The organism is Prauserella flavalba (assembly GCF_003202235.1).
In the GTDB taxonomy this organism is placed as follows: domain Bacteria; phylum Actinomycetota; class Actinomycetes; order Mycobacteriales; family Pseudonocardiaceae; genus Prauserella_A; species Prauserella_A flavalba.
The window spans coordinates 1,534,926-1,549,136 of the sequence record NZ_MASU01000005.1 but is presented as its reverse complement, the minus strand read 5'-3'; the positions used below and the strand labels follow the sequence as shown (position 1 = coordinate 1,549,136).

The following is a 14,211-nucleotide window of genomic DNA, read 5'->3' as shown; positions in this document are numbered from 1 at the left end:
GCGGCCGGTCAGCCTTCCTGCCGGACGGCGTCCAGCAGGTCGTCCAGCGTCAGCGTCAGCAGGTCGTCCCTCGTCGGCCTGCGGCCGAGCGCCCGCAGCCGCGTGGACTGCGACTTGCGCATCCGCTCCAGGAGCTTGCGGGCCTCGCGCGCGTTGCCGAAGTTGTCGTCGCGCTCCACGTGCGCGAACCATTCCAGCAGGGCCGCGTCCAGGTCCTCGGTCAGCCGGTAGTCGTCGCCCCCGGCGATGCGGGCACTGATGCGCACCAGCTGTTCCGGGCTGTAGTTCTCGAACTCGATGTTCTTGGCGAAGCGCGACGCCAGACCGGGGTTGGCGTCGAGGAACTCGCTCATCTCACCGGTGTAGCCCGCCACGATCACCGCCACCTCGTCGCGATGGTCCTCCATCAGCTTCACGAGCGTGTCGATGGCCTCCTGGCCGAAGTCGGCGCCGGTACCGCCGGAGCGGGAGAGCGTGTAGGCCTCGTCGATGAACAGCACGCCGCCCCGTGCCTCGTCGAACACCGAGGCCGCCTTCTCCGCGGTGTGCCCGATGTACTGGCCGACCAGGTCGCGCCGGGACACCTCGCGGAAGTTGCCGTTGGGCAGGACGCCCAGCGCCTTGAGCAGCTGCCCGTAGACGCGCGCCACGGTGGTCTTGCCGGTGCCGGGCGCTCCCGCGAACACGAGGTGGTGGCTCACCGCGCCCACGCTGAGTCCCTCGCTGCGCCGCCACTCGTTGACCTGCAGCTCGTCGATGAGCGCACGCACCTCGCGTTTGACCCCGGCGAGTCCGATCATGCCGTCGAGCTCCGCCAGCAGCTTCTCCACCTGCTCGGCGTCCTGCCGTCCCCCGGTGGCCTTCGCCGCGCCGACCTGCGGGGTGGCCGGGCCGTCGGAGTCCTGCGTGAGCTCCGTCCTCGCGTCCTCGGCGAGGTGGATGGCCGGCTCCGCGGTGTTCTCCACCCGGCAGTTGCGCACCACGCCGCCGCAGCCGCGGCCCACCGTGATGCCGGGCCCCTGCGTGTCGTGCACCCAGCACTCCTCGATGGTCGGGAAGCTCTGGTCGGCGACGGCGATACCGGCATCGCCCGCCCGCGAGATGTCGCAGCGCTCGATGCGTGAGCCGCCCGCCTGGTACATGTAGACGCCACGGAAACCGCAACCGGCCACAGTGGAATGACGGATGGTGGCCTGCGCGCCGAGGCGCACGATCACCGCGTCGTCCACGATGTCACGCACCTCGCACCGGTCGACCACGCCGTCGGACTCCTCGATGACGAGACCGACCTGCGCCCCGGTGATCCGCGTGCCGGTGATCTCCGCCTCGGCACCGCCCGCGATGCTCAGCGCGGCCGCGAACCCCGCCGACACCTCACAGTCGGTGACGCGCACGGTGCCGCCGCGCACCTCGACCGCGGCCCGGTCACCCGCCCGCAGCGTGAGCCCGGACAGCCCGAGCCGCGACCCGGCGGCCGACACCAGCGGCTCGTCGGGCGACGCGGGCGTGATCGTCACCGTGCCCGCCTCGCGCGCCGCGATCGTGACGTCGCGGTGGCGGATCGACAGCGTCTCCGCGTACTCCCCGGCACTCACCGAGATGATCGCGCCGTCGTCGGCGACGTCGAGTGCTTCCGTGATCGAGGCGTGTGCGCCGCGCTGCCCCGGTGCGACGAGAAATGTCCTTGCCATCGTCAGTGACCATACCCCGCCCTTGCGTCGCCGGGTTTGTATTGAAGGAAGAGGACGGTGATGGCTCGGTGGAGAACGAGTGGAGGCCGGGAAACGACGCCGAGCGGGCGATGGCCGCCGCGCTCGACACCGGCGACGGCGCGCGGTACGCGGAACTGCTGCTGCGCACGCCGTTGCTGCTGCCCGTCCTGCCCGCGCACGACACCCCGGAGTGGGCGGCACTGACGCGACGAATCCCGCTGAGCCACGAGCACATCGTGGTCTACACCTCCGAGGAGACACTGTCCCGGTGCCTCGGCGGCCTCGCACTCGGGCACCGGACGACCGACCTGGCTTCGTTGCGTGACGGGTGGCGGGAACCGGCCTACCACCTCGCGGTCAACCCGGGCTCGCCGATCGCCGTGTCGCTTCCGGTGGGCTCCGTGGCCGCCCTCCGCGAAGGGCGCGAGGAGATCGTCCCGGCCGCGCTCCTCGCGGACGCGGTCGCGCAGCGGTGCGTCGGGCTGCTGCGGCGGGACTGCCTGGAAGAGCTCGGTGCCGGGGGCACCCCTGGCTCCGACGTCCCGGCCGGTGCGCTGCAGGCGGAGCTGTGGGACGCCGCCGACCGGCAGGACGCCGACGCGTTCCTGTTGCGGCTGCTCGGCTCCACGGTGATCCTGCCGACCGAGCGGAGGGTGGCCGGCGCGGAACTCCTCGGCGAGCCCGGGTTCCCGTGGCGCACCGTGGGCCCGGAGGACTCGCCGCTCGTGCCGGTGTTCAGCTCGGTCGCGGGGCTGGAGGCCACCGGCGGGTCCGGTCAGCACCACATCGGCGTCCCGTTCGTCGAGCTGCTGGCCAACTGGCCCGGCCCCGACCACACGCTGTGCTTCGACCCCGGCACGCGGACCGAGCTGATGCTGCCCGGCGACGTGCTGCTCGACCTGTTCGCGGGCCTGTCGGCGCCGGAGGAGCCATGACCGCGGGCGTGCTCTTCGGCTGCCTCGTCGGGGGCGGCGCCGTCCTCGGCCTCGCCGTCGCCGCGGGCCCGGACGCGTGGCGGCGGTGGCGACGTCCGCGCCCGGGCGCCGAGGTGCTGCCCGGTGCGTGGGTGATGCGGGACGTGCGCGCGGCGGCGCTGACCGCGGCCGCACTCGGGGAACTCGGTGCGGGTCAGGGCGAACCACCCGCCGTGCGGGTGCTGCTCGTCGGACGCGACCACGTGGTGCTGCGCCTGGCCCGGCCGGCCGCGGCGGCGCTTCCGGGCCGCTGGCGGCCCGATCCCGGTGGCTCGCGCGGAGAGTCGTGGTCACTGTCCACAGCGGACTTGAGCGGGGTTCGCCGGCTGCCCTCGGGCTTTCCCGCCGTGGTGACGATCGGCCGTCTCGAGGACCGTGACGTGCTCGTCGACCTGCGCCAGGCGCGTGGAGTGGTGGCCGTGGACGGTGACGGCGGGCAGGTGCTGCGGCTGCTCGAGGCGATCGCGTTCGAACTGGTCACCAACCCGTGGTCGAGGGAGGCGACGGTGGTGCTCGCCGAGTTTCCCGCCGACGTCGTGCTCCCGGCTCCGGGCCGGGTCCGCCGCACCCGCACCGTGGCCGAGGCGGTGACGATGGCGGAGAGCTTCGCGCGGCGGCCGGCCGGCCTGCTGGCCGTCGTCACCGCGCGGACGCCACCCGCGCCCGACCTCGACCGGCTGCGCAGGCTCGCCGAGGACCCGGGAGGCGCCGTCGTCGTGCTCTGCGCGGGCACCTGTCCCTCGGCCCGCTGGCTCGTGGGCGTCACCACGGAGGGGCACGCGCAGCTGAACCCGCCCGGCCTCCGGTTCACGTCGATCGCGGCCGCACTGGCGGGGCTGCGCCGGGAACTGCTGCTCGTCAGGGGAGGCTCGGCCGTGCCGTTGGCGTACGCGCCGGATTCCCCGGCACCCGGTGAACCCGTGTGGTTCCGCGAAGGCCAGGGTGCCGGCGGGCCCGAGCGCACGGTGGTGCTGCGCGCACCGGCCAGGGTGGAGGTCCGCGTGCTCGGGTGCGTGGAGGTGGAGGCGCCGGGCCCGGTTCCACCGGACCGCAGGCCCGTGCTCGCGCAGCTGGTCGCCGCCGCGGCCGTGCTTCCCGGCGGGGTCTCCACCGCGCTGCTGAACGAGGTCGCGGGCCGGGCGGCGCCCGAGTTCGTGCGGCTGCTGCACGGCTGGCTCGGCACCGACGCGTCCGGGCAGCCGAGGCTGCGGGGCTCGGGGGAAGGCTGGACGCTGTCGCCGGACGTGCGGGTCGACTGGCAGCTGTTCCACGACCTGGCCGGCGGTACCGAGCCCAGCACCGAGCGGGCGAGGCTCACCAACGCGCTGGGACTGATCCGGGGAGAGCTGTTCGCCGCCGCCGAGTTCGCCCAGCCGGTCCGGCGCGCGCTGCAGGAGGCGACCACGGCGTTCCAGGCCCGCCACGTCCGCTGTGTGCGGCGCGCGGCGGAACTCGCGATGGCCGCGGGTGACCTCGCTGGCGTGGAATGGGCGCTGCGCAAGGGACTGACCTTGCTGCCCCGCATGGAGGGCCTGTGGCGGACGTTGCTGCTCTTCCAGTCCGAGCACCGGCCCGAGCGCGTCGGCAAGACGGCAGGGGAGCTGCTCGCCGCTCTCGGGAGCGACGGCTCGCCCGCCACACCGGATGCCGCCACCTCCCGGTTGCTGGCCAGGCTCGGGCACGGTGAGATCCGGAACCACGCCTGTCCGTAGTCGGGTCGTAGCGCGTCCGTAGCACCGCGCCGGAGGCGTCGTACGCAGCACTTTTCCCGGTTCGCGCATACCGGGTGCGCTGCCGGTGTCCTGCCAGTGCCGGCCGTGATGCTGAGAAGGCCCAAGCCGAGGTGAAACGGAGGCCGACATGAGCACCGACGACAACGAGTGCCGCACCTGCGGCGGCAGCGGCTGGATCCTGGAGACCGTCGTCGACGAGTACACCCGGGAGGTCGACTCTCGCGAGGTTCCCTGCGCCTGCTGGGGTGTTCCCGCCATCAGCGAGTACGCCTCGTAGCCGGCGCGACGGCGCCGAGGCGTCCACTTCGGCCGTACCCGCCCATCGTCCAGCACGGTTCCCAGCCCTCTGGGCACGCCACCCTCCCGGCCGGTAGAGTCGGGCAAAACACACGCCTCGTCCGGGGAAAGGAGGAAGACGCTTTCTGACGGGACAATCGATCCCGGGACGGCGTGGCGGGTGAATTCTGGGGGTTTGGCCGAGGCGCAGGGAACCAATGCCGCGTTTCCCTCATCCGAGGCCCTACAAGGACATCTCCGTGATCCAGGATCGGATGGGCCTCCGATATGACATCGGCGTTACGTTCCCACTTCCCGTGCGCGGCGCGGCTCGCATGACCGCGACGGCCGGCCACCAGGGCCGGAGACTCGACCGGTCGATTCGCGAATTCCGCGCGCGTTCCGGGCTGACCCAGCAACAGGCCGCGGACCTGGCGGGGATGAGCGTCGCGTGGTTGCGGGACCTCGAGCAGGGCAGGGTCGCCAAACCGCGCCTGGCGACCCTGCGCAAGCTGGCGCTGGCGCTGGGGCTGTCGCCCGAGGAGACGGCCGAACTCGAACGAGTGGTCCAGCACAGCGAAAGCGTGGGCTACGACCTGTGGTTGCGGGTGCTGGGCCCGTTGTCCGTGCGGGTCGACAACCACCCGGTCGAGCTCGGCTCGGTGCGGCAGCGACTGTTGCTCGGCATGCTGGCCCTGTCCCCGAACACCCCGGTGAGCCGGGACGAGCTGATCGAGGTGGTGTGGGAGGGAAAACCACCGCCGACGGCCGTGGAGTTGTTGCAGACCAACGTGTCCCGGCTGCGCCGGAGGCTGGCCTCGAGGCAGGGCGACGTGCAGGCGGGACGGGTGCTGACCGCGACACAGACGGGTTACCAGCTCACGTGCTCGCACCAGCAGCTCGACGTGCTGCTGTTCCGGCACCTCGCGGCGGAGGGACGGCAGGCACGGCAGCGGGGTGACCTCGTCGGCGCGTGCGAGACACTGCGCAAGGCCGTCGAGCTGTGGGAGGGCGACCCGGCCGCCGATCTTCCCGTGCTCCGCGTTCACCCCGCCGCCGTGGCGCTGGGAGCGGAACGCAACGCCGTCGTGCTGGAGTACGCCGCGGTCGCCGCGCAGGCCGGGCGTCACGGTGACGCGGTTCCCGCGCTGCGCGCGGTGGTGGAGTCGGATCCGTTGCACGAGGCGGCACACGCGGCGCTGATGATCGCGCTGGCGGGCAGTGGCAGGCAGGCCGCGGCGCTGACGGTCTTCTCTGAGCTGCGGGAGCGGCTGGACGACGAACTGGGCGTGACTCCTGGCGCGGAGCTCGCGGAGGCGCACCAGCGGGTGCTGCGCCAGGAGGTGGACCGTCCCGCGCAGGTGGGCACCGTGACCCGCGCGCACCGGCAGCTGCCCCGTGACATCGCCGAGTTCACCGGCCGCGCGACCGAGCTGCGGGCGCTGCACGACAACCTGGCGGAGGTGCAGGCGAACAGCACGGCGACCGCCGTCCTGAGCATCGTCGGCATGGCCGGGGTCGGCAAGACCCGCCTGGCCGTGCACCTCGCGCACCGCCTGCTGGCCTCGGGGCAGTACGGCGACCAGCAGCTCTACGTGGACCTGAACGGCCACTCCGACCAGCCCGCCGCCGATCCAGGAGCCGTGCTCGCCTCGTTCCTGCATCTGCTGGGCGTGCCCGGCGAACAGGTCCCGAGGGAGACCGCCTCACGCGCGGCGCTCTACCGCGACCGGCTGCACGGCAGGCCTGCGCTGGTGTTGCTGGACAACGCCGCCAGCGAGGACCAGGTGCTGCCGCTGCTCCCCGCCGGCCCGACGCACCTGGTGCTGGTGACCAGCCGGCGTGCGCTGGCCTTGGACGGCGCCCAGCTCCTGCCGCTGGACGTCCTCACGCCGGACGACGCGAGGGCCCTGCTCGCGCACTTCATCGGTGAGCGGCGCGTGGCGAAGGAGGAGGCCGCGGCGCGGACGGTGATCGAGTTGTGCGGGCGGTTGCCGCTGGCCGTCGCGCTGATGGCGCACCGATTGCAGGCGCGGCCGACGTGGAGCATCGGGGATCTGGCCGTGCGCCTGCGCGACGCCGAGGACCGCACGAGCGAGCTCGCGGCGGGCACGCGCCGCGTGCGGGCCGCGTTCGACCTGTCCTACCGTGCGCTCAGCGGGGAGTCCCAGCGCGTGTTCCGGTTGCTGGGACTGCACCCCGGTGACGATTTCACGGCCTGGTCGGTGGCCGCTCTCGCGGGGATCGAGCAGGCGGCCGCGCAACGGGTGCTGGACGGTCTCGTCGACGAGCACCTCGTGACCGCCGCGACGGGCGACCGGTACCGCCTGCACGACCTGCTCCGGGACTACGCCCGCGATCTGGTGGAGCACGATCCCCACGGCGACCGTGCCGAGGCGGTGACCCGCCTGCTGCGGTGGTGCCTGCACGCGAGTATGGGCGCACGCCGGGTCCTCACGCCGCTCGACGAGGTCCCGGCCGAGCCGGGGGGCACACCGGTCCGGATTCCGCGGTTCGGCGACGCGGGCGAGGCGCTGAGCTGGCTGGAGGCGGAACACGCGACGCTCATCGCGGCGGTCGACGTCGCGATCGAGCACGAGCTGTGGGGCGTGGCCTGGCGGCAGACGGCCGTGCTGAGGGCGTACCTGGAACGCAGAAGCGACTGGCCACTGTGGATCGCCACCAGCCGCAAGGGCTTGACGGCGGCCCGCAGGGACGGAGACCTCAGGGGGGAGGCGTGGATCCTCAGTGACCTCGGCATCGCCCACGGGCAGTGCGACAACCTCGACGAGGCCGTGGACCTGCTCACGCGGTCGCTGGAGGTCAGCAGAAAGGTCGGTGACCCTTCCTACGCCGCGCGGAGCCTGAACAACCTCGGCGTGGCGGTGGCGATGCGTGGCGACCAGCACGCGGCGATCGAGTACCTGGGGGAGGCACTCGAGCTCGATCGGCGGGAGCGCCACAGCGTCCTGGGCGGGCGGGTCAGGAACAACCTCGGCCACGCCCACGCGCGCCTCGGCGAGCACGACAAGGCCCTGCAGTACTTCCGCGAGGCACTCGACCTGGCGGACGAGGCCGACGATCCCCGCAACTACGCCACGGTGCTGCACAGCTTCGGCGCCGCACTGGCCAGGCTGGGGCGTTACGACGACGCCGTACCGGCTCTGCGCCGTGCACTCGACCTCGACCGGCGTAACCGCTTCCGTTCGGCGCAGGCGGAGGTGCTGGAGACGCTCGGTGACGCCTACTGGAAGGTCGGGGAGCGCGACCGCGCCCTCGACTGCCTCGAGGAGGCGATCGCGATTCTCGACGACCTCGGACATCCCCACGTCGAGGACGTCCGCGCGGCGCTGAAGGCCCTCGTCGGCGACGGCGGCGAACAGGCACGGGTGTGAGCCGGGGCCGCGCGGGCTATCCCGCGCGCATGACCGAGCTGACGAGTTTCGTGCTGGCGCGACTGGCCGACGACGAGCGGCGCTACGAGAACGGTGTGCTGCCCGCCTTGGACGAGGCGGAGCGGCGTGGCCGCCTGCGCATCCTGCGCAGCGACGACGGCGGGGGCCTGATTCTCCTGCCCGGCCCCGCGCAGGCCGCGGAGGAGCGGGTGCCGGTGCCGTTCCCGGAGAAGGCGGCCCACCTCCGCCGGGAGATCCGCGAGCACGGCGACGCCGACACCGCCCGTCTCCTCGCGTCGGTGTACGCGGCGCACCCGGACTGGCGGGAGGAGTGGGAGGCCGCCGGCCCGGGTGGCTGAGCGCGCCGTACGCGCCCGTCGGAACGTCAGAGGCCGTAGGAGCCCGCGATGATCTCGCGCTGGATCTCGCTGGTTCCCGCGAAGACCGTGGAGATGATGTTGCCACGCAGGTGCCGTTCGATGTCGTACTCGGTGGTGTAACCGGCCCCGCCGAACATCTGCATGCCCTCGATGCTGATGCGCTTGGCGGTCTCGGTGACCTTGAGCTTGGCCATCGACGCCTCCCTGGCCCGCTGGGTGCCGGGGTCGGCGTCGACCCTGGCGGCGAGGTCGTACACGAGCGCGCGACAGCACTCCAGCTCCGTCGCGAGGTCGGCGAGGCGGTGGCGCAGCACCTGGAAGCTGCCGATGGGCCTGCCGAACTGCTTGCGCTGCCTCACATAGGCGAGCGTGTCGTCGAACGCGCGCCTCGCCTTGCCGAGGAAGATCGCCGCGCAGGTGATCCGCTCGAAGTTGAGCCCCGCCATCAGCTGTCCCCACGCGCCGCCCACGGTGCCGATCACGTTGTCCGCGGGCACCGCGGCGTCGGTGAAGTAGACGTCGTTGACCTCCCTGCCGCCGAGCGTGTCGATGCCGCGCACGGTGACGCCCTCGGTGGGCAGCGGCACCGTCAGCATCGTGATGCCGTCGTGTTTGGACCCGGAGGAATCGGTGCGGCACACGAGCAGCATGCGGTCGGCGTAGTGCGCGCAGGAGATCCACGTCTTCTGTCCATTGAGCACGAACTCCTCGCCGTGGCGTTCGGCCCGGCACCGCAGTGAGCCCACGTCCGAACCGGACTCGGGCTCGCTCATCGCGACCGACGAGATCTCCCCCCGGCAGAAGCCGCCGATCAGGTCGTCGCGCTGCCGTTCCGTGCCGAACTTCTCCACCGCCTTCGCCGCGATCATCGAGATCCCGAGCGCGAACACCGGAACCTGGCCGTACGCCAGCTCCTCCAGCAGCACACAGGCGTCGGTGAGGCCCCCGCCGCCGCCCCCGTACTCCTCGGGCATCGCCACGCCGATCCAGCCGAGCGCGGCCAGCTTGGCGTACAGCTCGGGGCTGTGGGCCTCGGTCTCCCCGCCGGTGAGCGCGACGCGCTGCTCCCTCGTCCCGCACTCGCGCTCGGCGAACTCGCGGACGGCCGCCGCGAAGTCCCGGCGTGCCGCGACGTCCAGTGCCACGGTGTTCTCCCTTCCATCGAAACCGTTCACGCGCCGGCGATGCGCGGGGCCTCGCCCACGTACTGTTCCCTGACGAGCCTGCGCAGCACCTTGCCGATCGGGGTGCGCGGCAGCGAGTCGGTGAACGTCACGCCGGTGATCTTCTTGACGGAGCCGACCTTCTCCCTGCTCCACTCGATCAGCTCCTGCTCGGTGACGCTCGCGCCCTCGTGCAGCACCACGGCGGCGTGCGGCGTCTCGCCCCATTTGGGATGGGGCACGCCCACCACCGACACCTCGGCCACGGCGGGATGCGCGGCGAGGGCGTTCTCCAGCTCCATCGGCCAGATGTTGAACCCGCCGGAGATGATCGTGTCCTCCTTGCGGTCGGCCAGGAACAGAAAGCCGTCCGCCGACAGCGATCCCATGTCGCGCGTGCGGATCCAGCCGCCCGGTAGCAGGCGTTGCCTCGTGGCCTCGGGATCACCCCAGATGCCGTGCATGGTGCCAGGGCACAGCGCGACCACCTCGCCGACCTCGCCCGGTGGCAGGTCGTTGCCCTCGTCGTCGACGATCCGGACCACCGAGTTCGGGGTGGGACGGCCCGCCGAGCGCAGCCACGCCCGCTGCTCCTCACTGCCGTCGGGCACGTGGTAGCCGGAGGTGAGGCACGTGATCGGCATGGCCTCGCTCTGCCCATAGGTCTGGTACATGATGTCGCCCCACAACCGCAGCGCCGCGACGAGCGTGGTCTCCGAGATCGGCGCGCTGCCGTAGAGCATCTTGCGCAGGCTCGACACATCGCGCTCGGCGGCGCCGGGATGGTTCACCACCAGTTGGATCATCGTGGGCGCCAGCATCCCGAACGTGATGCGCTCACGCTCCACGAGATCGAGCCAGGTGGCCGGGTCGAACGACGGCATGACGACGCTCGTGGCACCGACCGCGATCAGCGGCCAGGCGACCAGCCCCGCCGCATGGCTGAACGGCGTCGCTGCGAGGTAGCGGTCGCCGGCGGTGAACCCGTCGAGCACGAGCGCGAACTCGTTGCCCATGTCCATCCAGCCGCGCACCGTGTGCAGGATGCCCTTCGGCCTGCCCGTGGTGCCCGAGGAGAACCGGATGACGTGTGGGTCGTCGGGGCGCAGCACCACGTCCGGCGGCTCCGCCGAGACCCCGGCGAGTGCCTCCTCGTAACCGCGCGTGCCCTCGGGCCCGTCACCCACCACGAACACCAGCCGCACGTCGGGGGCCTGCGCGAGGACCGGTGCCAGCGCGGCGTAGTGCTTGTCCTGCACGACCAGCGCGGCCGCGCCGGTGAGCCGCAGCAGGTACAGGTTCTTCTCCGCGGGCTCGTGGGCGTAGAGCGCGCACCGCACGTAGCCGCCGATGGCGAGGCCGGCAAGCTGCTCCAGCGCCTCGAACGCGTTGTCGCTCAAGACCGCCACGCGCTCGCCCGGCCGGATTCCCCCGGCGCTCAGTGCGTTCGCGAGCCGGGCGGCGCGGTCGCGCAGCTCGGCGAAGGTCTGCCGCCGGTCGCCGCAGGCGAACGCGACGCGGTCGCCGTAGATCCGGGCGCTCTTGTCGAGCAGGCTGCTGGGGTTCATCGTGGTGGCTCCTGGGTGGACGTGTCCCGGTGGTCGGGACGGCTCCGCCGGGCGTGCTCGCTGATGACGGCACGGCCTTCCGGGTCGACGAGGTCGCCGTGCAGCCGGAGGTTGTGATTGTGGCCGAGCTGGTGCAGGCCGAACGCGGACTCGACGGCGGCGCGCTGGCCCTGGAGATCGAGCCCGAGGTTCACCGCGCGTTTCGCCAGCCGCAGCCCGAACGGCGGGCGGCGGGCGATCCGGGCGGCCAGCTCCAGCGTCGCGGTCTCCAGGTCGGCGTCGGCGACGACGCGGTTGACCATGCCCATCGCCAGTGCGTCGCGGGCGCCGATCGGCTCACCGGTGAACAGCATCTCCTTCGCCCGCCGCGCGCCGAGCTCCCACAGGTGCGTGAAGTACTCCATGCCGTTCATGTCGAACGCGGTGACCGGGTCGACGAACGTCGCCGTCTCCGCCGCCACCACGAGATCGCACGGCCACACGAGCATGAGGCCGCCGCCGATCACGCGGCCCCTGACCTCGGCGATGGTGGGCCGGGGCAGGTCGCGCCAGCGCAGGCACAACCCGGTGAACAGCTCCTCCTCGGTGGCGAACCAGCCTTCCGCGCCGGGCGCGCCGAAGCCGCCGGTCAGCGTCCTCGGCCGCGCGTCACCCATCGCCCAGCCGGTCTCGAGGTCGTGCCCGGCCGAGAAGTCGGGTCCCTCGGCGGCCAGGATGATCGCCCGGACCCGCTCGTCGCGTACCGCGCGCGTGTAGGCGTCGTCGAGCGCGTACAGCAGGTCGCGGTCCTGGGCGTTGCGTTTGCCCGGTCGTGCGAGCACGATCCGGGCGATGGCGGGCTCCGGCTGTTCGTACCGGATCGTGCTGCCCGCCATCAGCGCGCCACGGCTTCCGAGGGAACCAGGCGCGCGAACGCCTCCAGCTCACGGGGGATGTCCGGGCCCGCGGGCTGGTAGACGACCTCCGTGATGCCCTTGTCCACCATCTCCTCCAGCCGGGCCCGCAGCTCGTCCACGGTGCCGGTGAAGGTCAGCGCCGACACCGTCTCGCGCGGGATGAGCCGGTCGTCGTGCTCGGACACCTCCATCAGGTGTCCTTTGTGGAGGGACAGGTGGCGCTCCTCCTCGGACAGCGACGCGATCATCTCGCCCCACGCCGCGCCGTTGGGCAGCGCGTTCAGGTCGAAGCCCGCCTCGTAGTACAGGTGGTAGATCACCACGGCGGCGTGACCGGCGGCGGCCCACACGCGGTCGGACGTCGGGGACTCGCCGTCGTCGAGCACGGTGCCCATCGCCCAGCGGGCGGAGTTCTCCCAGCCCTCACCCGGCTCGGTGTTGACGGTGAGGACGCCGTCGGCGTGCTCCTTGGCCACGGCGAAGCCCTTGGGGCCCTCGGTGGCCATGTAGACCTCGAACTCGACGGGCAGCGGGGGAAGGTACCCGCTCGCGTGCATGAGCCGCATGGTCTTGCCCTCCCACTGCACGGGCTCGCCGCGCAGCAGGGTCCTGAGCGCGGTGACGTACTCGGCGACCTCGGCCCACTTCATCGGCTTGTGCCCGAGCGCGCGCAGGCCGGTGAACCCGGTGCCCACGCCGAGGGTGAAGCGGCCGGGCGCGATCGACTCGATGGTCGCGATGGCCGACGCCGTCACCACGAGGTGCCGCAGCCTGGGCACGGCCACACCGGTGGCGAGGCCGATCCGTTCGGTGCGGTCGGCCGCGCGCGCCAGCGCGCTCCACGAGTCCAGGCACAGCGCGGGTGAGTCGTACACCCACGCGCGGTGGTAGCCGAGCCGTTCGGCGAGCGCGATGTGGTCCGGGGTGTGCGGTCCGGTGTAGAACGCGCAGGAGAGCTTCGGCGAGCGCATGTGTCAGGTCCCTTCGTGTGGTCGGGTGAGGGTGGCGATGTCGGCCGCGCTGAGTCCCCACGCGGCGAGGGCGGCCTCGTCATCCGAGCCTGGTTCGGCGGCGGGTGCCGGGACCGGGGGAGGGGTTCGGCTGAACCGGGGCGCGGGGGCGGGCTGCAGCGCGCCGTCGATCTCGACGAACGTGCCGCGGGCCCGGTTGTGCGGATGGCCCGGCGCGTCGCCGAGGCCGTACACGGCGGTGACGCAGGCCTGCTCGTGTTCGAACAGCGTCGCCCAGTGCTCGGTCGGGCGGGAGCGGAAGATCTGCGCGAACCGGTGCTTCAGCTCGGTCCAGCGCGACCGCTCCCACTGGGGGAACTCGGCCGGATCGAGTTCGAGCAACCGGAGCAGCTCGGCGTAGAACCTCGGCTCCAGCGCGCCGACGGCGACGTGGCCGTCCGCGGTGTCGTACACCTCGTAGAAGTGCGCCCCGCTGTCGAGCACGTTGGTGCCGGGCTCGTCGGCCCAGTCGCCCGCGTTGCGCAGCGCGTGGAACACGGTGGTGAGCAACGCGGTGCCGTCGATCATCGCGGCGTCCACCACCTGCCCGAGCCCCGAGGTGCGGGCCTCGACGAGACCGCACAGCACGCCGAAGGCGAGCAGCATTCCGCCGCCCCCGAAGTCGCCGACGAGGCTCAGCGGGGCCAGCGGCCGTTCCCCGTGGCGGCGGATGGCGCCGAGCGCGCCGGCCACGGCGAGGTAGTTGATGTCGTGCCCTGGCACGTCGGACAGCGGACCGTCCTGGCCGTAGCCGGTGGCGCGGCCGTACACCAGTGCCGGGTTGTGCTCCAGCACCTCTTCGGGGCCGAGCCCGAGGCGTTCCAGCACGCCGGGCCGGAAGCCCTCGACGAGGATGTCCGCGGTCTCCGCGAGGCGCAGGACGAGCTCCCGCCCGCGGGGCGTGGTGAGGTCGCAGGTCACCGACGGACGGCCCCGGTGCAGGTGGTTCCACGCGCCCGCGCCGACGCTGTCGTCGCCGGGTCGCTGGAGCCGGATCACCTGCGCCCCCATGTCGGCGAGGAGCATCGCGGCGAACGGGGCGGGCCCGATCGCGGCGAGCTCCACGACCTTCACCCCGGCGAGCGGTCCCCGTGTGGTGGTCAT

The 14,211-nt window shown here is 72.5% G+C and carries 11 protein-coding genes; 5 read left to right on the top strand and 6 right to left on the bottom strand.

What is annotated here, in order from left to right; all coding sequences use genetic code 11:
- Window positions 1-8: 8 nt before the first annotated feature.
- Window positions 9-1,691, bottom strand: coding sequence for a right-handed parallel beta-helix repeat-containing protein (locus BA062_RS14865; RefSeq protein WP_110336636.1), 1,683 nt, complete (start codon window positions 1,689-1,691; stop codon window positions 9-11).
- 68 nt (window positions 1,692-1,759) lie between these two features.
- On the opposite strand from BA062_RS14865, the gene BA062_RS14860 reads away from it, so the two are divergent.
- The 5 genes from BA062_RS14860 (at window position 1,760) to BA062_RS14845 (ending at window position 8,449) form a co-directional block, all read left to right on the top strand.
- A complete protein-coding gene (locus BA062_RS14860; protein ID WP_168213961.1) occupies window positions 1,760-2,647 on the top strand; it encodes an SseB family protein in 888 nt (295 codons plus the stop codon).
- Complete coding sequence (locus BA062_RS14855; protein ID WP_110336634.1) at window positions 2,644-4,398, top strand: bacterial transcriptional activator domain-containing protein; 1,755 nt, start codon at window positions 2,644-2,646, stop codon at window positions 4,396-4,398. The genes BA062_RS14860 and BA062_RS14855 overlap by 4 nt, the downstream gene beginning before the upstream one ends.
- Window positions 4,399-4,546: 148 nt before the next feature.
- Window positions 4,547-4,696, top strand: coding sequence for a hypothetical protein (locus BA062_RS39835; RefSeq protein ID WP_168213960.1), 150 nt, complete (start codon window positions 4,547-4,549; stop codon window positions 4,694-4,696).
- Window positions 4,697-5,030: 334 nt separating this feature from the next.
- The gene (locus tag BA062_RS14850) at window positions 5,031-8,090 is read left to right on the top strand and encodes a tetratricopeptide repeat protein (RefSeq protein WP_168213959.1); all 3,060 of its coding nucleotides are present in this window, start codon (window positions 5,031-5,033) and stop codon (window positions 8,088-8,090) included.
- A 29-nt stretch (window positions 8,091-8,119) separates the two neighbouring features.
- Window positions 8,120-8,449 carry a hypothetical protein gene (locus tag BA062_RS14845; protein ID WP_110337379.1) on the top strand — a complete coding sequence of 110 codons (330 nt, stop codon included), beginning with the start codon at window positions 8,120-8,122 and terminating at the stop codon, window positions 8,447-8,449.
- Between the two features lie 26 nt (window positions 8,450-8,475).
- On the opposite strand, the gene BA062_RS14840 is transcribed toward BA062_RS14845, so the two are convergent.
- Genes BA062_RS14840 through BA062_RS14820 form a run of 5 tightly spaced genes read right to left on the bottom strand, consistent with a single transcriptional unit; the run spans window position 8,476 to window position 14,211 of the window.
- Window positions 8,476-9,615 carry an acyl-CoA dehydrogenase family protein gene (locus BA062_RS14840; RefSeq protein ID WP_110337377.1) on the bottom strand — a complete coding sequence of 380 codons (1,140 nt, stop codon included), beginning with the start codon at window positions 9,613-9,615 and terminating at the stop codon, window positions 8,476-8,478.
- Window positions 9,616-9,641: 26 nt separating this feature from the next.
- On the bottom strand, window positions 9,642-11,201 hold the full coding sequence (locus tag BA062_RS14835) for a class I adenylate-forming enzyme family protein (protein ID WP_110336630.1): 1,560 nt from the start codon (window positions 11,199-11,201) through the stop codon (window positions 9,642-9,644).
- Window positions 11,198-12,076, bottom strand: coding sequence for an enoyl-CoA hydratase (locus tag BA062_RS14830; protein ID WP_210406850.1), 879 nt, complete (start codon window positions 12,074-12,076; stop codon window positions 11,198-11,200). Before BA062_RS14830 ends, BA062_RS14835 begins: the two co-directional genes overlap by 4 nt.
- A complete protein-coding gene (locus tag BA062_RS14825; protein WP_110336626.1) occupies window positions 12,076-13,068 on the bottom strand; it encodes an LLM class flavin-dependent oxidoreductase in 993 nt (330 codons plus the stop codon). The genes BA062_RS14830 and BA062_RS14825 overlap by 1 nt, the downstream gene beginning before the upstream one ends.
- A gap of 3 nt (window positions 13,069-13,071) precedes the next feature.
- Window positions 13,072-14,211, bottom strand: coding sequence for a CaiB/BaiF CoA transferase family protein (locus BA062_RS14820; protein ID WP_110336624.1), 1,140 nt, complete (start codon window positions 14,209-14,211; stop codon window positions 13,072-13,074).